Origin of the sequence: Filomicrobium insigne (assembly GCF_900104305.1) — a bacterium.
In the GTDB taxonomy this organism is placed as follows: Bacteria; Pseudomonadota; Alphaproteobacteria; order Rhizobiales; family Hyphomicrobiaceae; genus Filomicrobium; species Filomicrobium insigne.
Genome location: NZ_FNJC01000001.1, coordinates 1,204,886 through 1,225,873, shown reverse-complemented (window position 1 = coordinate 1,225,873; position 20,988 = coordinate 1,204,886). Strand labels below are relative to the sequence as shown.

Annotated in this window: 20 protein-coding genes; 3 read left to right on the top strand and 17 right to left on the bottom strand. The window is 55.8% G+C overall.

What is annotated here, in order from left to right; translation table 11 throughout:
- Nucleotides 1-2: 2 nt before the first annotated feature.
- On the bottom strand, nucleotides 3-689 hold the full coding sequence (locus tag BLS30_RS05570) for a response regulator transcription factor (protein WP_046477087.1): 687 nt from the start codon (nucleotides 687-689) through the stop codon (nucleotides 3-5).
- 341 nt (nucleotides 690-1,030) lie between these two features.
- On the opposite strand from BLS30_RS05570, the gene BLS30_RS05565 reads away from it, so the two are divergent.
- A complete protein-coding gene (locus tag BLS30_RS05565; RefSeq protein ID WP_244465008.1) occupies nucleotides 1,031-1,447 on the top strand; it encodes a L,D-transpeptidase family protein in 417 nt (138 codons plus the stop codon).
- A 122-nt stretch (nucleotides 1,448-1,569) separates the two neighbouring features.
- Here the strand turns inward: BLS30_RS05565 and BLS30_RS05560 are convergent, their stop codons facing one another.
- From BLS30_RS05560 to tesB, 3 genes are all read right to left on the bottom strand, one after another.
- Nucleotides 1,570-2,931, bottom strand: a complete 1,362-nt coding sequence (locus tag BLS30_RS05560) for an ammonium transporter (RefSeq protein WP_046477089.1) — start codon at nucleotides 2,929-2,931, stop codon at nucleotides 1,570-1,572.
- A 19-nt stretch (nucleotides 2,932-2,950) separates the two neighbouring features.
- A complete protein-coding gene (locus BLS30_RS05555) occupies nucleotides 2,951-3,289 on the bottom strand; it encodes a P-II family nitrogen regulator (RefSeq protein ID WP_046477090.1) in 339 nt (112 codons plus the stop codon).
- Between the two features lie 269 nt (nucleotides 3,290-3,558).
- Complete coding sequence (gene tesB, locus BLS30_RS05550; protein WP_090227100.1) at nucleotides 3,559-4,449, bottom strand: acyl-CoA thioesterase II; 891 nt, start codon at nucleotides 4,447-4,449, stop codon at nucleotides 3,559-3,561.
- A gap of 133 nt (nucleotides 4,450-4,582) precedes the next feature.
- On the opposite strand from tesB, the gene BLS30_RS05545 reads away from it, so the two are divergent.
- Nucleotides 4,583-5,821: an FAD-dependent monooxygenase gene (locus BLS30_RS05545; RefSeq protein ID WP_090227097.1), complete on the top strand. Its 1,239-nt coding sequence runs from the start codon at nucleotides 4,583-4,585 to the stop codon at nucleotides 5,819-5,821.
- Nucleotides 5,822-5,847: 26 nt separating this feature from the next.
- Here BLS30_RS05545 and rimM read toward each other — a convergent pair whose 3' ends face one another.
- The 12 genes from rimM to mnmE all read right to left on the bottom strand — a co-directional run bounded on the left by rimM (nucleotide 5,848) and on the right by mnmE (nucleotide 17,317).
- On the bottom strand, nucleotides 5,848-6,396 hold the full coding sequence (rimM, locus tag BLS30_RS05540) for a ribosome maturation factor RimM (RefSeq protein WP_046477096.1): 549 nt from the start codon (nucleotides 6,394-6,396) through the stop codon (nucleotides 5,848-5,850).
- 40 nt (nucleotides 6,397-6,436) lie between these two features.
- Entirely contained in the window at nucleotides 6,437-7,012 is a 576-nt protein-coding gene (locus BLS30_RS05535) for a helix-turn-helix domain-containing protein (RefSeq protein WP_046477098.1), read from the bottom strand.
- Between the two features lie 1,300 nt (nucleotides 7,013-8,312).
- Nucleotides 8,313-9,263, bottom strand: coding sequence for a type I pantothenate kinase (coaA, locus tag BLS30_RS05520; protein ID WP_046477112.1), 951 nt, complete (start codon nucleotides 9,261-9,263; stop codon nucleotides 8,313-8,315).
- A 35-nt stretch (nucleotides 9,264-9,298) separates the two neighbouring features.
- A complete protein-coding gene (locus BLS30_RS05515; protein WP_046477115.1) occupies nucleotides 9,299-9,622 on the bottom strand; it encodes a phosphoribosyl-ATP diphosphatase in 324 nt (107 codons plus the stop codon).
- 160 nt (nucleotides 9,623-9,782) lie between these two features.
- The gene (locus BLS30_RS05510) at nucleotides 9,783-10,697 is read right to left on the bottom strand and encodes a ParB/RepB/Spo0J family partition protein (protein WP_046477118.1); all 915 of its coding nucleotides are present in this window, start codon (nucleotides 10,695-10,697) and stop codon (nucleotides 9,783-9,785) included.
- 42 nt (nucleotides 10,698-10,739) lie between these two features.
- Nucleotides 10,740-11,573 (bottom strand): ParA family protein, encoded by an 834-nt coding sequence (locus tag BLS30_RS05505; protein WP_046477121.1) that lies wholly within the window; start codon nucleotides 11,571-11,573, stop codon nucleotides 10,740-10,742.
- Nucleotides 11,574-11,578: 5 nt separating this feature from the next.
- The gene (gene rsmG / locus BLS30_RS05500; RefSeq protein ID WP_244512364.1) at nucleotides 11,579-12,262 is read right to left on the bottom strand and encodes a 16S rRNA (guanine(527)-N(7))-methyltransferase RsmG; all 684 of its coding nucleotides are present in this window, start codon (nucleotides 12,260-12,262) and stop codon (nucleotides 11,579-11,581) included.
- Nucleotides 12,259-14,130, bottom strand: coding sequence for a tRNA uridine-5-carboxymethylaminomethyl(34) synthesis enzyme MnmG (mnmG, locus tag BLS30_RS05495; protein WP_046477123.1), 1,872 nt, complete (start codon nucleotides 14,128-14,130; stop codon nucleotides 12,259-12,261). Before mnmG ends, rsmG begins: the two co-directional genes overlap by 4 nt.
- Nucleotides 14,131-14,434: 304 nt before the next feature.
- A complete protein-coding gene (locus BLS30_RS18405; protein ID WP_280140611.1) occupies nucleotides 14,435-14,689 on the bottom strand; it encodes a GrpB family protein in 255 nt (84 codons plus the stop codon).
- A 47-nt stretch (nucleotides 14,690-14,736) separates the two neighbouring features.
- Nucleotides 14,737-14,973 (bottom strand): GrpB family protein, encoded by a 237-nt coding sequence (locus BLS30_RS18400; protein WP_280140610.1) that lies wholly within the window; start codon nucleotides 14,971-14,973, stop codon nucleotides 14,737-14,739.
- 77 nt (nucleotides 14,974-15,050) lie between these two features.
- Entirely contained in the window at nucleotides 15,051-15,779 is a 729-nt protein-coding gene (bluB, locus tag BLS30_RS05485; RefSeq protein WP_090227089.1) for a 5,6-dimethylbenzimidazole synthase, read from the bottom strand.
- A 182-nt stretch (nucleotides 15,780-15,961) separates the two neighbouring features.
- Entirely contained in the window at nucleotides 15,962-17,317 is a 1,356-nt protein-coding gene (gene mnmE / locus BLS30_RS05480) for a tRNA uridine-5-carboxymethylaminomethyl(34) synthesis GTPase MnmE (protein WP_090227086.1), read from the bottom strand.
- A 69-nt stretch (nucleotides 17,318-17,386) separates the two neighbouring features.
- Between mnmE and BLS30_RS05475 the strand changes: the two genes are divergently transcribed.
- On the top strand, nucleotides 17,387-19,414 hold the full coding sequence (locus BLS30_RS05475; protein WP_090227084.1) for a thioredoxin domain-containing protein: 2,028 nt from the start codon (nucleotides 17,387-17,389) through the stop codon (nucleotides 19,412-19,414).
- 123 nt (nucleotides 19,415-19,537) lie between these two features.
- Here BLS30_RS05475 and rho read toward each other — a convergent pair whose 3' ends face one another.
- Nucleotides 19,538-20,803 carry a transcription termination factor Rho gene (gene rho, locus BLS30_RS05470; protein WP_046477132.1) on the bottom strand — a complete coding sequence of 422 codons (1,266 nt, stop codon included), beginning with the start codon at nucleotides 20,801-20,803 and terminating at the stop codon, nucleotides 19,538-19,540.
- Nucleotides 20,804-20,988 lie beyond the last annotated feature (185 nt).

Sequence of the window (20,988 nt, the reverse complement as noted above, 5' to 3'; positions counted from 1 at the left end):
CCTCAGGGCACGAGCTTGTAACCGCCTGTTTCCGTCACGAGAAGCTCCGCATTGGACGGATCCGTCTCGATCTTCTGACGCAAACGATAGATATGCGTTTCGAGCGTATGCGTCGTAACGCCGGCATTGTAACCCCAAACTTCGTGCAGCAGCACATCACGGGTCACCACTTTCTCCCCGGCCCGATAGAGATACTTCAAAATCGAAGTTTCTTTTTCGGTTAGCCGGATCTTCGATCCCTTCGCGTCGAGCAGCAGCTTGGACGCAGGCTTGAAGGAATACGGCCCGATCGTAAACACCGCATCTTCGCTCTGCTCGTGCTGACGAAGCTGGGCGCGAATCCGCGCGAGAAGCACCGCGAATTTGAAGGGCTTCGTCACATAGTCGTTCGCACCCGCATCGAGACCAAGGATTTGATCCGCATCGGAATCATTTGCCGTCAGCATAACGATGGGGCTTTTAAAGCCGGTCTTGCGCAGTTGCTTAACCGCTTCGCGCCCATCCATATCCGGAAGACCAACGTCGAACAGCACAAGATCGTGGTGTTCGAACTTGGCAATTTCTATTCCGCGTGCCGCAGTCTCAGCGACACTAACCTCGAATTCATCGTGGAGTGACAGCTGATCTCTTAAGGAATCGCGAAGGTCATCATCGTCATCGACAATGAGGATCTTGCGGGCCGTGCTCATAATGAATGCTCCATATCAATGGATTGCTTCTATAAATTCTATCACCTGTCGTGCTGATACCATAGGGTTCAACCGCCGCATGCGTCCTGCGCCAATGCCGCAGGTTGTTGTCACTGTACGTAACCGGACAACCTGGGAAAACAATGGTTCGCCGTCGAATAGCTGGTTATCAGCCAACAGATCCAAGGCGCTGAAAATACCTGAAAGGATGGAACATCGAACCACATTTCCGTCAATTGACCGTGAACGTTAAGAATGCACATGCAGCAGTCGGCGTAGTTCAATTCGATAGTCGGCAATTTCCGTGTGCATTAGGCCGCAGCGGCCTCTCAAGCATAAAGATGGAAGGCGACGGTGCGACTCCGATAGGACGCTGGGCGCTACGCCGAGCCTATTATCGCGCCGATCGGATTCAACGCCCTATAACAGGCTTACCTTTGCAGGCAATTCGTCCAACCGACGGTTGGTGCGACGCTCCCTGTGACCCGAACTACAATCGCCCCGTATCCCACCCCTACAGGGCGAGCGCAGAACGTCTTTGGCGCCACGACCACCTGTACGACCTCATCATCGTCGTGGGCTACAATGACGTCCAACGAAGCCGTCGTCGAGGCAGCGCTATATTCATACACGTCGCGACACCGGACTTCGCGCCCACTGAGGGTTGCATCGCGCTCCGCCGGAACGACCTGATCCAACTCGTTGGCATGATGCGGCCGGGACAGGATCTTCACATCGGCCCTTATCACTGGCGCTAACTCCCAATCTTCGAAATGGCGATGTTGGGATGTTATAAAAAAATGACCCGGCATCGTCATGCCGGGTCAAGGCTAGAGCAGGATCGGGGAGGTCCCTGCCCATCAGTCTAGTGAAAGAGCACTTAGAGTCGTTGGCTGCCGACCCCAAACTCAGGGTACGCTTCCAGACCAATTTCCGCCTTGTCGAGCCCTTGCATCTCTTCCTCGAGCGATGCGCGGATGCCAATCGTGAATTTCAGGATTACCCAAATCACGAAGGACGCCAGGAAGACGAAGGCACCGATAGCAGCGACGCCGAGACCCTGAACGGCGAGGTTTGCTTCAGCGTTGGTCCAAGCGACGATCAGCGTACCCCAGATACCTGCGCAGAGGTGAACAGGGATCGCACCAACAACGTCATCGATGCGCAATTTGTCGAGCAGCGGGACCGTAAGAACGACAATCACACCGCCGACGGCGCCGATAACAACCGCCTGCCAGATAGCAGGAGCCAGTGGCTCAGCGGTGATGGACACCAAGCCAGCCAGGGCACCGTTCAGGCCCATGGTCAGATCGACTTTGCCGTAGATGATCTGCGTCATGAGAAGAGCAACCATGACACCCGCAGCCGCAGCCATGTTGGTGTTCACAAAGATGCGCGAAACGGCCGAAGCATTCTCAAGCGAACCAAGAGCAAGCTGAGAACCGCCGTTAAAGCCGAACCAGCCAAGCCACAGGATCAACGTACCAAGCGTCGCCAATGGCATGGAGGAACCAGGCATTGGGTTGACCTGACCGTCAGGTCCGTACTTGCCGTGCCGTGCGCCGAGCAGAAGAGCACCGGCCAGAGCGGCCCAGCCACCGGTAGAGTGAACAAGCGTCGAGCCTGCGAAGTCAGAAAAGCCCATGTCATCGAGCCAGCCTGCACCCCACTCCCAGGAACCCTGAATTGGGTAGATGAATCCCGTCAGGACCACGATGAAGATAAGAAACGGCCAAAGCTTGATGCGTTCTGCCAGCGTACCAGACACGATCGATGCCGTGGTGGCGCAGAACACCATCTGGAAGAACCAGTCGGATCCGGTGGCATAAGCGTTGGCGGTATCCGCGGCCGGATCAGGCAAGGAAACCGGCGCAATCGCACCAATGTAATTTGCAATGATCCATGACTCGCCAGGATACATCAGGTTGTAGCCGACGAGCCAAAACATGATACCGCCGATCGAGTACAGCGCGATGTTCTTGGTGCACTGCATAGCGACGTTCTTGGAACGGACAAGACCGGCTTCGAGCATTGCGAAACCAGCCGCCATGAACATCACGAGGAAACCGGCCATAAGGAAGAGCAGCGTGTTGAAGACGTAGTCAACGTTTGCCGCCGTAGCAGCAGTCTTAGGATCAGCGGCCGCAGCTGCGGCCTCTTGAGCCACACTTGGTTCGATCATCAGGCCCAGCAATCCGGCTCCGAGCAGTCCGGCTCCGAGCTTAGATTTAAAGAAGTTCATTCAGATTCCCTCCTGCTACTCAAAGCGCCGTCACATCGATCTCGCCGGTACGAACGCGAACGGTGTGATCGATGGGTGAAATGAAGATTTTGCCGTCGCCGATCTGACCGGTCTTGGCTGCGGTCTGCACAGCCTCAACCGCCTTCTCAACTTGGTCGGATGGGATAACGATTTCGATTTTGATTTTGGGAAGGAAACTCACAGCGTACTCAGCGCCGCGGTAGATCTCTGTATGACCCTTTTGTCGACCGTAACCCTTGACCTCGGTTACCGTCATTCCCTGAAGTCCAAGGTCGGTGAGCGCGGTACGCACCTCTTCCAGCTTGAACGGTTTTATTATCGCAGTCAGTAATTTCATGCTCGACCCCGTTTAACGGTTCTGAACCAGCAATATGAAATTGCGGTACGACGGTCGCACCCGCCGCGGACGACCGAAAGCCCAAGGGCCCTCAGCTACCGGATCGTTAAGACTCAAGAGCTGTGCCAGATTCGAAATTTCGATCTAAAGCGATGAAATCGTGTGATAATATTTGAGGCGCGCCCCGGGTGATGACGGATTGGCCACCACCATTATGATTAAATTTTACGCAAACGACCTAGATTGCATAAAATTTATGCACAACTTGATCACCGGATCGAGAAATTAGTTGATCGCCGGCGCATCAGACCTTCCTGCGCACTCGATGCAACTAAGACGCCTTCACGCGTGAACACCTGCCCTCTGCAGAAACCGCGAGCACCTGAAGCATTCGGGCTATCCTGCACATAGAGAAGCCATTCGTCTGCGCGAAGCGGTCTATGAAACCAAAGCGCGTGATCCAGACTCGCTAACTGGACATCTGTATCAAACAAGGTTTTGCCATGCGCGATCAAAGCCGTATCGAGCAGGGTAAAATCAGATGCGTAAGCGAGCACCACCTGATGGGCCGCCGGATCTTCCGGCAGCGCCTCTGTCGACTTAATCCAAATCGACTGTTGCGGCGGCCGGGCGGTCTGATCGAGATAGCGGGAAATATCGACCGGACGCATGTCAAATGGCTGCGGCCGACTCCAATAATCTCGCATGGAATCAGGAATTTCGTTGATTCTGTCTGCGACTAACTCACTGGCGCTCAACAGCTTTTCGGGGCCAGGCACATCCGGCATTTCGGCGGCATGTTCAAAACCGTCCTCCGCCTTGTGGAAGGAAGCGCTCATTATGAAGATAACGGCGCCATGCTGTATGGCTTTGACTCTGCGTGTCGAGAAACTCCCACCTTCACGCAGCCGCTCGACATCATAGATGATGGGATGTTGCGGATCACCAGCCAGAAGAAAATAGCTATGTAATGAATGTACCTGCCGGGCAGGCTCAACTGTCCGAATAGCTGCGGTTAGCGCTTGCGCGAGCACTTGGCCGCCATAAACCCGTTGCCATCCCTCCCATAGACTCACGCCCCGGAAGAGATTGTCTTCAAGCCGCTCAAGATCGAGAATGGAAAGCAGCTCAGTCGTAATCGACCCTACGTCTTTGCTCATTGCGTCGGAATGGCTTACCCAAGGGGCAGAAGAGAGACAATATTCAGGTACCACAACCCTTTCGCACACGCCGGAACACGGGGCAAGCACGCCCTCACCAGAGACATCTAACACTGCGAACCTACGAGTCCCTATGACCCAACGCTACGACATCGTCATTTCCGGTGCCAACTACACCGCGCTGAGCCTTGCCTGCGCTCTCTCCCAAGCGCTGCGTGGGGACCTCTCTATCGCCATTCTCGATCGCAACCCGGGATCCGAAGATCCTGCGCGCCCCAACACGAGTCCACGCGCGTTTGCGTTGTCATCCGCTTCGAAACGCATGCTGGAGACACTCGGCATTTGGAGCAGCATCGCCGACAACGCACAGCCCGTCAGCGAAATTGAAATCACGGATTCAAGCCTCGAAGCCGGCATTCGCCCCGTCCTACTCACATATGACAACCACCTCGATGACGGTGAACCTGCCTCGTTCATTGTGCCCGACGCGTTAATCGCAGCATCGCTACGCCAAGCGACAAAGGAAGCCAGGAACGTCGACTGGATATCTGGAGCTGAAGCAGCGTCGTTCGATGAAATTCCGGGCGGCCTCACTGTGACGCTCGCAGATGGCCGCATCTTTAACTGCAGCCTCCTGGTGGCAGCGGACGGACGGCGCTCGAAGATCCGCGACTTGGCGGGCATTGGGCTGATCTCGTGGGATTATAAACAGTCCGGTATCTGCACGACCGTCGCCCATGAAGATCCGCACAATGGCCGCGCCGTCCAGCATTTCCTGCCGTCAGGGCCCTTCGCAGTTCTCCCATTACCCGGCAATCGCAGCTGCGTGACCTGGACTGAGGAACGCCAGGAAGCCGATCGCCTCATGGGCATGGGCGACACGACTTTCTTGGATGAGCTTACCCGGCGTTTTGGTCACAAGCTCGGTGAACTCTCTTTAGTCGGAACCCGGGCTTCATGGCCGCTTTCGATGCATTTAGCCCGAGGTTTTATCGCACCTCGACTGGCGCTTGTCGGCGACACGGCGCGAGGTGTTCACCCGATTGCCGGACAAGGTTTAAATCTTGGACTTCGCGACGTGGCCGCTTTGGCTGAAACAATAACGGAAAGCGTCCGCGTAGGTCTCGACGCGGGTGACCAACAAGCGCTCGAGCGCTACGAACGCTGGCGTCGGTTTGATTCAACGCTCTCCACCGCAGCATTTGACGGCCTTAACCGCCTCTTCTCAAACGATACAACGCTGCTGCGATCTTTGCGTGAAGCCGGCCTCGGCCTCGTCGACCGTTTGCCTATTGCAAAAGCCGCCTTCGTCAAAGAAGCTGCCGGACTGACCGGCAATCCACCTCGTCTCTTACAGGGCCAACCCCTTTAAGGTCACACAGGGCCGGAAATACGCACCTATTCGTTTTCGTCCGAATCCTTCGCCTCATTGGCGATCTCGAACTCCAACGGCCACGCGACGATAACTTTTCCGGCCGAAATATCGACTTCGGGTACAAAAGCCTCGCTGAAAGGGACGAGCTCCGTCCGACGCACGCCATTCAGCCGAATCTCCAGAAGATCGCCGGCTCCATAGTTTTCGACACCGACGACCTCGCCAAACTGAGCACCGTCGCGGTCGAACGCCTTCAGTCCCGCGAGATCCTCATAATAAAACTCGCCTGGCTCAGCATCGGGTAATTGCCCGCGATCAACCCACAGCTCGGCGCCTTTGAGGGCATCGGCGGCCGTCCGATCGCTCACGCCTGTCACACGCGCGATAACTCCTTTCGGCGTCACCCGCTGCACCTTGAGGCGTAATGCACGACCACCGTCGCAATCTGTGAGTTCGCCATAGTCCCCGATGGCTTCCGGTAGCTCCGTAAAAGAGTGAACCAGCACGTCACCGCGAATTCCATGTGCTCCGCGTATTCGCCCGAGCAACACTCGGCCAGCACTTTTCGTCATATCTCAATCTGCATTCTGAACCTTGTTCTGCCCCCGCACGCTAATTGGGCAGAGGCCCCAGGTACGTCAATTGCAATTCGACTTGTTCGCCCCTGACATCCACGATGGCATGTGAGGCTGGGGCCGCGCGATCAAACGCCCCGACAATATCGACCACGGCACCTCCTGGACCAGCACCGCCTCCCGTAAACAAAACTCCGTTGGGCGGCACCTGTAACCGAACGTGCATTTTATTCCGCTGCGTAGCCGCATCATATTCGTACGAGCCCGTAAATAATCCCCCTTGCCGGTCGGACCCTAGAATTTTCCCGTTCCTTAAAACAGCAAGCGCCGCGTCACTTTCCGCGATCTGGCAATCGTTTACCCGGCAGGTAAGGCTATAAATTCCTTCATCCAACATGCGCTTCCTCCCTTCCAGACGGGCAAACTCTTCCGCGAGGAGTTCCGGCGGCAATGCTAGTAGGACCCTAAGATACGCAGCCACCGGCCCTGGCAGCGAAACATCCCCCGTCGCCCACTGACTAACGGTGCGCGCGCTGACATCAATCAAACGAGCCAACTCGCTTTGGCGCAGACCAAGACGTTCCAGGATCGCCTTCAGGCCAGACTCAGACATACGACCACCGATAGATTAAATATCAATTATAGAGAAAACCTCTAATAGGATTGTGGCTCCAGGCCGTCGCAATTCGGGTCATAGCGAGATCGTTTCGGGCGAATAACGAACACCGACAACGAACTGCACAATATATCGGCAAAAATAAAACGTATAAGGATAAATGGACCTAGCTTGGCGTGCTCGCTATGTGTCTTCCGTCCCCCGGGCGGGATCTGCTCAACAATCACGAACCGAAGTTGCATATAGATTTTCGCCAGAGTTTCAGAGGCCTATCAATTTCGGATGCTATTTGGTCACAATTGTAGATGCGTTAAATGCGTTTTTTTTATTTAACGATTTATTTTCCTTGGTCCGAATTAGATTTTACGTGACGATCCGATAAACCGAATCGAAACACTGCACTCAAAAAGGTCTATCTATGTCCACGACAAAGACCCGACGCGGTCGACCGAAGGGGACTGGTATCGACGATCGCGCGCCTCTAATCCAGATCGCCGCACTAATTGCTGCGGATCCTGAACTGAAACCGACAACTGCAATTCGCCGAATTGGGGTTACGGAGCCATCCGTAATTCGGCGTCTTCGCGATAAGTTTAAAGTGTTTCTGGCTCAACAGAACGCTGAGTTAAATATCGCGAATAGCCAAACGGCGGCCGCACCTGCAGTAGCAGAAAGAACCGACGCACGATTGGCACACGATAAGCCCACACAGAAACAGGGTAGTGAAAAGCAGTCGCTTTCAGCGACCGGCTCTAAAAAAAATCCAGCTCTCCGGAAATCCATTCGATTCACATCGAAAACAAAACCACAAATCGGATTGGAAATCAGAGCCTGACACAGAACGTAGATTTCTGGGTTCCGATGAAATCTCCATTGCCATTCAATGGATTCGCTGGTTATCTTCAGATGCTATCAAAAACCTTGGCGGCCCAAGCCGCTGTCACAACTTTCATCCTGCATAGCCCGTATGCACGTGCCGCGTTGCGCTATCAGGCAGCATATATGGAAGCACTAGCGAATACTCTTGCACCCCTTGTTGAAGGACAGTCCCTACGGCAACGGAATGCGCTTATTTCCGGCTGAGCATTTAATTACGGACATACTCTCATGCTCATCCAAGTCAGACCGCCGCGATGCGTTTCAGTTCACAGGCGTACGACGGTCTTTGATGGTGGAGGCGAAAGCTAAGCCATCTGTAACCAGTATCGAATAATCATCGCTGTGATGATATTCGATCCTCAGTCCCTTCTCTCGAAACTTAGGCCGTCCCCCAAGGCGGCCTATTTTCTTTTATGGGTCAGAGCTTCCTGAGAGCCACCGTTTCAATCCGATGGTCTGCAGCCTTTCGCAAAATTAATCGCGCCCGCGGGCGCGTTGGCAAAATGTTCTCTTCCAGGTTTTTCAGGTTGATGTTTCGCCAGATCATGAGGGCCCGTTCTTTAGCCTCTTCCTGACTCAACTGCGCGTAACGGTGAAAATAAGCACCAGGATCGCGAAACGCGGTCGCACGAAGCCGCATAAAACGTTTCACATACCAATGCTGAATCACATCAACGTCAGCATCGAGATAAATCGAGAAGTCAAAGAAGTCCGAAACGAACGGAATTGCAGATCCGTTCTTAGGCAACACAGCGGGCTGCAGAACATTCAATCCTTCAACGATCAGGATATCCGGGCGATCGACGATGATGTTCTGCCCGGGCAAAATATCATAGTGAAAGTGCGAATAAACCGGCGCCTCCACATGGGCCACGCCAGACTTCACTTCAGCCAAAAAGTTAAGGAGCAGCGGCAGATCGAAGCTTTCTGGAAAACCCTTTCGGTCCATCAGACCTAGCCGCTCCAGCTCGGCATTGGTTTTCAGAAAGCCGTCCGTCGTGACAAGATCGACGCGCGGATGGTGAGGCCAGCGCGCAAGCAACGCCTTCAACACACGCGCCGTAGTGCTTTTGCCGATAGCAACAGAACCGCCGACCCCGATAATAAAGGGAACCCGTGAGGCCTGCCGGCCCAAGAACGTGGTCGTGACGGAATCCAGTTCCTGCTGGGCGGCGACATACAGATTCAGCAGGCGCGACAACGGAAGATAAATCTCTTCCACCTCGTCCATCGACAGTTCTTCGATGAGACCCGAAAGCTGCGTAACCTCATGCGGCGCCAAAGTCATCGGCGTATCCGCGCGCAGTCTTGCCCAATCATCCCTGGTAAAAGTCAGGTAAGGCGAAAACTGCACATCTGTATACGGCATCGGCTTGCTACTCGGAGACGTTTGGCGGCCTGAAATCAATTGCCTTTACGGCGCGCCTTTTCTTCGACGCCAGACATTCCCATACGGCCCTCTAGGACCGCCAAGACGTCCGCGATCGCCACCGATCGGCTCTCGAGGAGCACCAGGAGATGATAGATTACGTCTGCTGCTTCGGATCTTAGCGCGGCATCACTTTCGCCCAAGGCCGCGATCACGGTTTCGACCGCTTCCTCGCCGAATTTCTTAGCACAGCGCGGCGACCCCTCGTCCAGCAACTGCCGAGTATATGATTTATCCGCGCTTGCCGTCCGCCGTTGTCGAATCGTAGCGGCAAGCCGCAACAGAACATCGTCATTCATTGCCAATTCCGGTTTCACTCAGCTTGGACCAGCTGACAGAGCCACGTTTAAGCTGTCGACGCCGACTGCATCGAACAGCCGCCATCAGGCCCTTCTGAACCCTGTCGGCAGTTGCAACGAAGACGTTTAATCTTGTTATGGCGTGCTGCCAAGACCAGCTTTAGCCGTTCATACTCGCAAGTCGCATACGGATATACTCGAGTTGATCAAAATTTCCGTACTTGATCACAAGGTTACCGCTCTCACCGGACCCGCGCTTGATTTCCACCTTAAGACCTAATGAGTCCGTAAGTTCCTTCTCAAAAGCACGCGTATCCGGATCCTTTTCGCGGACCTTTCGCTGTGAAGACTGCTGTGCGTTGTCAGGAGTGCCCTGCACAAGCGCTTCGACTGCGCGGACGTTCAAATCATCCGCGATGATCCGCTCCGCAAGACGCTCCGCATCGTTCCGTCCGATGAGCGCACGGGCATGGCCAGCTGTAAGCTTTCCGAGTTGCACCAGCGCCTGAACGCTTTCCGGCAAACGAAGCAACCGCAAGGTATTTGCAACATGACTGCGGCTCTTGCCGATGATGTCTGAGAGTTGCTCCTGCGAGTAATTGTACCGCTCCGTCAGCTCCCGATAGCCCATCGCTTCTTCGATCGCATTGAGATCCGCGCGCTGTACGTTCTCAATAAGCGCGAGCTCCAGGACTTCTTTATCGCTCAGCTCCCGAATGATGACCGGTACGCGATGCAGACCGGCCAGCTGTGACGCGCGCCAGCGGCGCTCGCCTGCCACGATCTCATAACGGCCCGGAGCCATAGGATCAGGACGCACCAGGATCGGCTGCACGAGACCCTTTGCCCGGATAGAGTTCGCAAGTTCGGCGAGCTCTTCTTCACGGAATTCACGCCGAGGATTGAGTTTCCCGGCCCGAATTTGGTCAAGGCCCAGCGTCCGTTGCTCACCCTCGGCAGGGGCCTTCAGCGGCGTCACCTCCGGCACAGGCGAAGGAGAAGACGCAGCGGCGGCCTCTCCGATCAGCGAAGCAAGGCCTCGGCCCAGTCTGCTTTTGTGCACGGGTGCGTTCATCGCCTTCAGTGTCCTCTCGGATCTAACAGTCAACGGCCCGCGTCATGCGGCCCGGTAGTGTCTCTCACGTTCGATGATTTCGCTTGCCAAGCGAATATACGCCTGACTGCCAGCGCAATCATAATCGTATAATATCAAAGGCTTGCCATGAGACGGTGCCTCAGCAACCCTAGTATTTCGCGGGATTAGCGTATCGTAGACTTTTGATCCGAAGAAGCCCCGCACGTTCTCCACGACCTCTTTCGACAGGGAGGTCCGGGCGTCGTGCATCGTCAGGACAACGCCCTGGATCTCCAACACCGGATTGAGTGTCGCTCGGATCTGATCAATGGTCGCTTTGAACTGAGAGATGCCTTCGAGAGCGAAGAATTCGCACTGAACGGGCACCAACACCGCATGAGCCGCTGCCATCGCGTTCAAAGTAAGAACGCTAAGAGAAGGCGGACAGTCGATAAGCACGTAAGAATAACGCTCATCTTCCGGCAGCGACGGGAAGCTTGCCAGCATCTGCGCTACAGCGTTCTTAAGCCGGAATGGCCGATCCGACTCTGAGATGAGCTCTGCCTCCAGCCCTACGAGATCGGCATTCGCCGGCACAATACGTAAACCGGGGATAGCCGTCGGCAGCGCAGCATCTGTGAGGCGCGCTTCACCAACGAGAACATTGTAAGATGTGTTGATCCTCGCCTGAACGTCGATACCTAACCCCGTCGAGGCATTCCCCTGCGAATCGAGATCGATAACGAGAACGCGTTCGCCGATTGCGGCAAGCGCTGTGGAAAGGTTGATCGCCGTGGTGGTCTTACCCACCCCACCTTTTTGGTTGGCGATAGCGAGAATCCGAGGACCCGTTCCTCCAGGGATAGCGCCAGTCACTGGATTTACCCTTTCGATTTGGCCTTCAAATGTTCGATCACAGCAATGCGCCCCTCTGGATCCGTGAGGCTTTGCTCCAGCCGAACGTCGAACTGCCAGTCCTTGCGAGCCGCCTCGATCTCTCGCTCCACGTCGCGGCCTTTCGGGAACAGCCCAATCGTGCCGTCGTTGAAAAAGCGGTACGCCAATCCGAGCAATCGCTCGAGTGGCGCCAACGCGCGAGCCGTAACGACTTCAACTGGCTCGAAATTAGCCTGAGTCGATGATAACTCGATTCGCCTGGGAACGATGTCCACAGCTACAGAGGTCCTCCGGGCAATTTCCCCAAGGAAAGCGGCCTTGCGGGCATCACTTTCTATGAGTCGCACAACAGAACCCGCCTCTGCTCCTCGTTTACCGTGGATCAGGATGGCAATAACCAACCCCGGGAAACCTGCACCCGACCCCAAATCAACCCACGACGTGACATTCTCAGGAGCCAGCTTCAGCAATTGCGCAGAATCCGCAAAATGGCGCTGCCAAACTGAATCCAGAGTACTCGGCGCGACGAGGTTGATCGTTTTTTGCCAATGTTGAAGCGTATTGGCGTATATATCAAGTAACTCTAGTGTTTCACGTGAAATATCAAAGTATTCTATAAATTCTTCTGGACCAGAGATGTTTATTGAACTCATATCATTCGGCGTCATGCCGACTTCCGTGATGAATATTTTTTAAGATTAGCTGCTAACAACATCAAAGCAGCTGGAGTCATACCGTCTATCCGTCCTGCTTGAGCAAGATTCAGCGGCTTATACTTGATCAGTTTCTGTCGGGCTTCATTAGAGAGCCCTGGGACGGCGTCATAATCAAACCCGTCTGGAATACGAACCGCCTCATCCCGCCGGAGACTGGCAACATCCTCCTCCTGACGCTGCACATAGGTGTGATACTTGGCGTCCACAGCCAACTGTCCGGCAATCGCAGCATCCAAGCTGGCAATCTCGGACCAGATCGCACCTAACCGCGCGACGTCAATTCCCGGCATCGATAACAGCTCGAACGCTGAGCGCCGGCGGCCATCCTGATTGATTTCCAACCCATGATGCTTCGCTGCGCTGGGCGTCAACGACAGACGCTCCAAGAGCGCACGCCCATCAGAAAGGGCTTCCACCTTGTCTAGGAACACCGCCGCACGTGACGCGGAAACGCATCCTACAGCAACACCTAACGGAGTCAGACGCTGGTCAGCGTTATCAGCCCTGAGCTTTAAGCGGAATTCCGCACGTGACGTGAACATCCGATAGGGTTCGCTCACACCGCGTGTCACCAAATCATCAATCATCACACCCAGGTAGCCATCCGCCCGTGAGACAGTAATCCCATCGCCACCGCCAGCCCTTCGCGCAGCATTGATGCCCGCGATAAGTCCCTGCGCCCCAGCCTCTTCGTAGCCCGTGGTCCCGTTGATTTGCCCTGCCAGGAACAATCCCGGCAGCAGCTTCACTTCAAGGGTCGCCTGCAAACTACGAGGGTCAACGTAGTCATACTCAATCGCGTATCCCGGCCGTTTGATCTGGACCTTCTCCAATCCCGGCATGGTCTTCAGGAAGGCGTCCTGCACCTCAACCGGCAGAGACGTCGAAACTCCATTGGGATAAACCGTATCGTCGTCGAGACCCTCTGGCTCCAGAAACACCTGGTGGGTCGAGCGATCGGCAAACCGAACGACTTTGTCTTCGATGGACGGGCAATAACGCGGCCCGACACTCTTGATATCGCCGGAATACATCGGCGCGCGCGATAGGTTCGCCCGGATAATCTCATGTGTTTTGGCTGTGGTGTACGTAATCCCGCAGCGGATTTGCGGTGTGGTGATCTCATGTGTCAGGAACGAGAACGGTACGGGCGGATCATCCGCCGCCTGCATCTCGAGCCCGCTCCAATCGATCGAAGAGGACGCCAAACGCGCCGGCGTTCCTGTCTTTAGCCGCCCAAGTTGCAACCCAAGCCCGTAAAGGCGCTCCGAAAGCTTGAGTGCGGGCGCATCCCCGACGCGGCCTGCCGGAATCTTAGTAGCCCCCATGTGAATGAGCCCATTGAGGAACGTGCCCGTCGTCAACACCACTGCTCCGCAGCGCAGCGTCTCGCCCGTGCCCAACACGACACCAGCCACCGCGCCGTTCTCGACCAGCAGGTCCTCAACGCCACCTTCAACAACCGATAGGTTCTCTGTTTCGTCGATCGCAAACTGCATAGCCCGGCGATAAAGCGCCCGATCCGACTGGGTCCGCGGTCCCTGAACAGCGGGTCCTTTTGAGCGGTTGAGCAAGCGGAACTGAATACCGGAAGCATCCGCCACGCGACCCATCAAACCATCAAGCGCATCGATTTCCCGTACCAGATGACCCTTGCCGAGGCCACCAATCGCAGGATTGCAGGACATCTCGCCGATCGTCGCACGCTTATGGGTAACCAGGGCCGTCTTCGCGCCCATGCGTGCAGCCGCAGCCGCGGCTTCACAGCCGGCGTGGCCGCCGCCCACGACAATAACGTCGAAGTCTGCAACGCGTGTCATATTCAGTTTTAATCCAGCTGGTGTTGCGCCCGCAGTCTATAAGAACAGCGAGGCGGCACGTCAAAATTTTACGTATATTCGGGTCTGCCTAAGTATGGATTCACGTGAAACATTGGCCAATACATGACCCGATACAAGACTTACATGATTCACGTGAAACAGTTTGAGTGGCGCGCAAGACTAGACACTCAGAGCACTTAAGCCTGCCGAACGTTGACCCATTCACAATTCCGAAGCTCGACCGTATGGCTTGAAGGTCGAGAAGCAGAACGCTCTCACTGATAAATCCGTGAGAGCGTCAAGATCAGGGCCGGGTGTTCACGTCCAGTCGAACATGCGCAAGAGCCTCAGCCTCGACCCTGCGCACCCACCCGGCCTTACAGTCCCCATATGCGTGAGAGTCATTTGGATTGAGCGCTTGGCAACGCAACTTCTCCTGATTATACGCACGCGCAATTTCAGGATGCTCTAGAAGATAATCTCGAAAAGCTAGATGCCGCGGGATCTCCGCAGATCCCTGACCATAGCAATGGAGCTGCACAAGCCGTCGCCCGGTCACTAGGTCGGATTTGGTACAGTAACGCCGGCCGAGAAGACCGAGCTCCCCTAGCCTAACGCTTCAATTTCTCGCTGGCGATCATCCAACTCTCTCAAGCTTGTCACGACCGGCATCAGATCAAGAACGTGGTTGGCATGAATCCCGGGGATAGCAGTCGAACCGATATGGTGGACGATCTGAACGCAGTGACCCGCAGCGGCCGTAAAGGTCTGAGACTCTCTATCCGCATCCCGCGCCCACCGAGGATCGTGGGATATCAACTCGACCTTGAACGGCGGTGGCATTGATTATCTTTCTTGGACGCAACCATCGAACAACCGACGGCTTCCAGCGACGAGTTTGAAGCAGCTATCCGTTTCTCTCACTCAGCTTGATCATCGGACTTAGCGCATGAAGAAGCACCCCATCTGTCTTCATAGACAAGACTATCGAGATCCATACGGTTCTGCCATCCGCGAACCTGGAGTTCCGGCTCGGAAAAGAGACCCTCAACTTTCCCGACGCACAGATAAGCCACGATACGGATGTTCTGCGGGATATTCAGAATTGTTTTGACCTCATCCTCTTTCAGGATGCTCACCCAGCCGACACCGATCCCCTCTGCACGCGCCGCCAACCATAGGTTCTGGACCGCACACACCGTACTGAACAGATCCATGTCTGACATATGCGTCGTGCCCAGTACGACAGGCCCGCCACGCTGCCGGTCGCACGTCACGCAGATGTTTAGCGGCGCGGTCCGGATGCCTTCGAGCTTCAACGACCGATAATGCTTCTGCCGCTCGGATGGAAACATGGCAGCGGCTTCTTCATTCGCCTCAGCAAAAATGTCGCCGATACGGTCCTTCACAGCCTTGTCGCGGATCACGAGGAAGTTCCACGGCTGCATAAAGCCAACGGAAGGGGCATGGTGGGCCGCAGTCAGAATGCGCTTCAGAACATCGTCCGGCACGACATCGGGCAGGAACTCCCCCCGCACATCACGACGCGTAAAGATCGCCCGATAGACGGCATCGCGCTCTTCCACGGTAAATGGTGAGGCAGATTGGAGTTCAAAGGGAGATTCAGTCTCGTCGTCCTTGGTGGACATCAACTCTCCTCGGCAATGCCGGTTGTTCTGTTAGTGCTCCCGCACCTTACCCCCATCCATCAGACACAGCGAGAGCAGGCTTCTGTTACTGCAAATACTAACGAGATCCGTTCGATACATCGCTGCGTGAACAATTCGGATGATTCACGTGAAACAAAACCTCGCACACGCAAGTAGTCTCGTCACTTACCGATACAAAATCGCGCGAAGACCGCGTCCAAGACATCCTCAACGTCAACACGACCAGTAATACGCCCCAGCGCATTTGCAGCGAGGCGAAGTTCCTCTGCCCGGAGCTCAGCCAGGTCGTCCGTCTCATCCCGATTGAACATCTCCAAATGCCGTAAGCACGCTTCGAGATGCTGTCGGTGTCGGGCCTGCGTAACGACCGGCTCCTCTCTTGGCGCGATACGCACACGCGCAGCATCGGCAATTCTCTTAATAAGCTGATCAACGTTCCATCCCGTTTTGACCGAGATCGGGAGAGCCTCCTCTGTCCCAACCGTCCCGCCTGCACCCTCAACGAGATCTGCCTTGTTCCAGACGATGATGGTGTCGGCCGCGCGCTGGGCCAAGATCGGTGGCCGCTCGCCGGCAGGCAAGCTTGCATCCTCGATCCAAACGATGAGATCGGCTTCTTCGGCCCGAAGCAGCGTTCTCCGGATCCCTTCGCGCTCAACGGCATGAGCGGTGTCACGAAGACCTGCTGTATCCGTGACAATGATGGGCAAGCCGTCAAGATCAAGTCGGACTTCGATCACGTCACGGGTCGTTCCCGCTTCTTCGGACACAATAGCTGCATCGCGCCGTGCAAGACGGTTAAGCAGGCTGGATTTCCCGACGTTTGGTGCACCGGCCAACACCACCCTAAATCCTTCTCGAAGGATCTCTCCGCGATGTCCATCATCAAGATGCTGAGCAAGGGCTGCATGCAATGTCTCGACGACGACGCCCGCCCGCACCATCGACGAGGAACTCACGTCTGCCTCATCTGAAAAGTCGATAGCAGCTTCGACGAGTGCCAAAGCCCCGATGAGATCGGCCCGCCACCCCTCGTAAAGCTCAGACAGTCCTCCGGCTGCTTGGCGGAGCGCCTGAACCCGCTGCGCTTCCGTCTCAGCATCGATCAGGTCCGCGATGCCCTCTGCTTCGGTGAGGTCGATCTTTCCAGCCGCAAACGCCCGGCGCGCGAATTCTCCTGGATCAGCCAAACGGCAGCCATCGATTGTCCCGATCGCCGCAAGCATTGCCTGGACGACAGCACGGCCACCATGCACTTGAAGTTCCGCGACATCTTCACCGGTAAACGTCCCAGGCGCCGGCATCCATAAGACGAGGCCCTCATCGATCGCCTCATCGGCTCCCGGTCGAAAAAACTGTCGCAAGGCGGCGTACCGAGGCCGCGGAAGCCCTCCCGTAAGCACCTCCACAACATGACCCGCAAGTGCTCCGGATACCCGAATGACCGCGACACCGGCACGACCCGGTGCACTCGAAAGAGCGTAAATCGTTTGCCCTGAGGTTGCGTGAATGCTCATGAAGCTTGATTACTCAAAGAAACGTGCCTGACCACAACGCCATTTGCCAAAGAATTCCGAGGTCCCATCATGAGCCGCAACCGCCTGGCAGACGAAACCAGCCCATACCTCCTCCAGCACAAGGATAACCCTGTGCATTGGTGGGCGTGGGGACCTGAAGCGTTGGCGGAAGCCAAAGCAACGGGAAAACCAATCCTGCTCTCCGTCGGATATGCCGCATGTCACTGGTGCCATGTGATGGCCCACGAGAGCTTCGAAGATGACGAAACCGCTGCGGTCATGAACGAGCTGTTTGTGAATATCAAGCTCGACCGCGAGGAACGTCCAGACATCGACGCCATCTATATGTCCGCGCTTCATCATCTCGGCGAGCAGGGCGGTTGGCCACTGACGATGTTCTTGGACACCAATGCACGGCCCTTCTTCGGCGGAACATACTTTCCAAAAACGCGGGGCTACGGCCGCCCTGCATTCGTAGACGTACTGCACAACATCTCCCGCATCTATCACGAGGAACCGGAGAAGGTTACGCACAACGCCGACATCATAACCAACGCACTACGCGCGCCGCCAGCCCAAGGCCAGGCAATGATCGTTGGAGACCAGCTCATCAACGAACTGACGTCTCGTCTTGTGGGAGCTGTTGATCCTTTGAACGGCGGTCTCACAGGTGCCCCCAAATTCCCGCAATGGAGTATCTTTTGGCTGCTCTGGCGCGGCGCAATCCGCTACGGGAACGAGACAGCCGCAAAGGCCGTCGAAAACACGCTCGTCCATATTTGCCAAGGCGGCATCTACGATCATCTCGGCGGCGGGTTCTCCCGCTACTCAGTAGACGAGCGCTGGCTCGCTCCGCATTTCGAGAAGATGCTCTACGACAATGCGTTGCTTGTAGACGAACTGACGGAGTGCTTCCGCGAAACGGGACGCCCGCTGTTTAAGCGGCGCATTGAAGAAACCATCACATGGCTCCAGCGCGAGATGATCGCGGAAGGTGGCGGTTTCGCTGCTTCTCTCGACGCCGATTCCGAAGGCGAGGAAGGCAAATTTTACGTCTGGTCTGCTGATGAGATTCAGTCCGTGGTCGGCCCCGAGGACGCCGCTGTCTTCTGCGCGACCTACGACGTTTCGCGCGACGGCAACTGGGAAGGCCACAACATCCTCAACCGTCTCAAGCGCCTCGACGATCTCAGCGACGACGAAGAGGCACGTCTTGCCGCCATGCGCGAGAAACTATTAGCGCATCGCGTCGGCCGCATCCGGCCAGGTTGGGACGACAAGGTCCTTGCGGACTGGAACGGCTTAATGATCGCGGCACTCGCCCGCGCGGCGCAGGTATTCGCACGTCCCGATTGGCTCACGACCGCTGAAACAGCCTTCGAATTCATCTCGACGAAGATGGCTCCGGATGGCCGGCTGCGCCACTCTTATCGCGACGGAAAGCTTGGTGCGACGGCGACCGCAAGCGACTACGCCAACATGGTCTGGGGCGCTCTCCGTCTGTTCCAGGCCACCAATGCGCCGAAATACCTCGAGGCCGCACAAACCTGGACCGACACACTGCACCAGCACTACTGGCTGCCCGCTGAATCCCGATATGCGACCACAGCGGATGACACTGATGACGTTCTTGTACGCCTGTCCGGCGGCACCGACGACGCGATGCCGAACGCCAACGGCATTCAGGTCTCAAACCTTATGCACCTCAGCATGCTCACCGGTGATGATCGCTATCGTGAACAGGCCGCGATGATCCTTGAGAGCTTCTCCACCGACATGCATCAGAACTTGGTCGGACACACCGGCCTGCTGGCTGCCGCGCTGGATGTCATCAACCCGCAGCAGGTCGTAATCGCGGCAGAGACACCGGACGGGCCAATGGCGAAAGCCCTCCACAGCGTCTCCCTTCCTGGCGCCCTTGAGCACATCATCAACGATGTGGAACCAACATCCACGTCACCATCAGTCATGGGCAAAGCCGCACGTGACAGACAGCCAACGGCCTACGCGTGCATCGGTCCTCAGTGCTCCGCACCCCTGACCGATCCGGAAGAATTTCTCGGGCTTCTGAAACAACAGCGCGCCGCCGTCGGATAACGGAGCGCGCTGGAGAGTATCGAAAGATGAAATTCTGTGGACACAGAGTCTAAACCAAGTCGTTTCACGTGAAACCGGAGTCCTTACAACTTGACTCCTGAGTCGCGTGAATCTTGGAAGACTTCAAGTGTTCATAGAATTGAAGAAGTCACCATTGGTCTTCGTCTGCTTGAGCTTATCGATAAGGAACTCGATCGCATCCATGGTACCCATGGGGTTGAGGATACGACGCAGGACGTAGACCTTTTTGAGCTGATCCTTCGCGATGAGGAGATCTTCCTTACGCGTACCGGAGCGAGCAACGTCGATCGCAGGGAAGACACGTTTGTCGGAAACCTTGCGGTCGAGAATGATTTCCGAGTTACCTGTGCCCTTGAATTCTTCGAAGATAACTTCGTCCATGCGCGAACCGGTATCGATCAGCGCTGTCGCAATAATCGTAAGCGATCCGCCCTCTTCGATATTACGGGCGGCACCGAAGAACCGCTTCGGACGTTGCAGCGCGTTAGAATCGACGCCGCCGGTCAGCACCTTGCCCGATGAAGGAACGACCGTGTTATAGGCGCGGCCCAGGCGGGTGATGGAGTCCAGAAGAATCACCACGTCCCGCTTATGCTCAACGAGACGTTTAGCCTTTTCAATAACCATTTCAGAGACTTGGACGTGCCGTGACGGCGGCTCATCGAAGGTCGAGGAAATAACCTCACCTTTCACAGAGCGCTGCATGTCCGTGACTTCTTCCGGACGCTCGTCGATCAACAAAACGATCAGATAGCATTCGGGATGATTGGTGGTGATCGAATGCGCGATGTTCTGCAGCAGAACCGTCTTACCGGTACGAGGCGGCGCTACAATAAGAGCGCGCTGGCCCTTACCGAGGGGCGAGACGATATCGATCACACGTGCCGAAAGATCCTTAATCGTCGGATCTTCGATTTCCATCTTCAACCAGGACGTTGGATAAAGAGGCGTCAGGTTATCGAAGTGGATCTTATGTTTGGTCGCTTCAGGCTCTTCAAAATTGATCTTCGCAACTTTCAGAAGAGCAAAGTAGCGCTCCCCTTCCTTCGGACTGCGGATCTGGCCTTCGACTGTATCGCCGGTTCTAAGCGCAAAGCGCCGGATCTGAGACGGAGATATATAGATGTCATCGGGACCAGGCAGATAGTTCGCGTCTGGTGAGCGGAGGAAGCCAAAGCCATCCGGAAGAACCTCCACAACCCCCGTCCCCATGATCTCGATGTCTTGGGCCGCAAGCTGCTTCAGCGTCGCGAACATCAGCTCCTGCTTGCGCATGGTGCTGGCGTTTTCAACGCCCATTTCTTCGGCGAAACTTAACAGTTCCGGTGGTGACTTGAGCTTCAGATCCTCAAGTTTCATTTGTTCCATTGGGGGAAAAGACTCCGAGACTAGCATCGGCATAACGGAGAGGTAGGAGAAGGAAATAAAGCCGAGCTATATTGGCAGGTGGGATGGGTCATTGGAGCGCGCAAACCACGTTCGCGCCGCGTGTTGATCGGGTCATGGAGAATAACGGGATCAACTCATACCCGGGCCTTGAAGGCCCTGAAAAT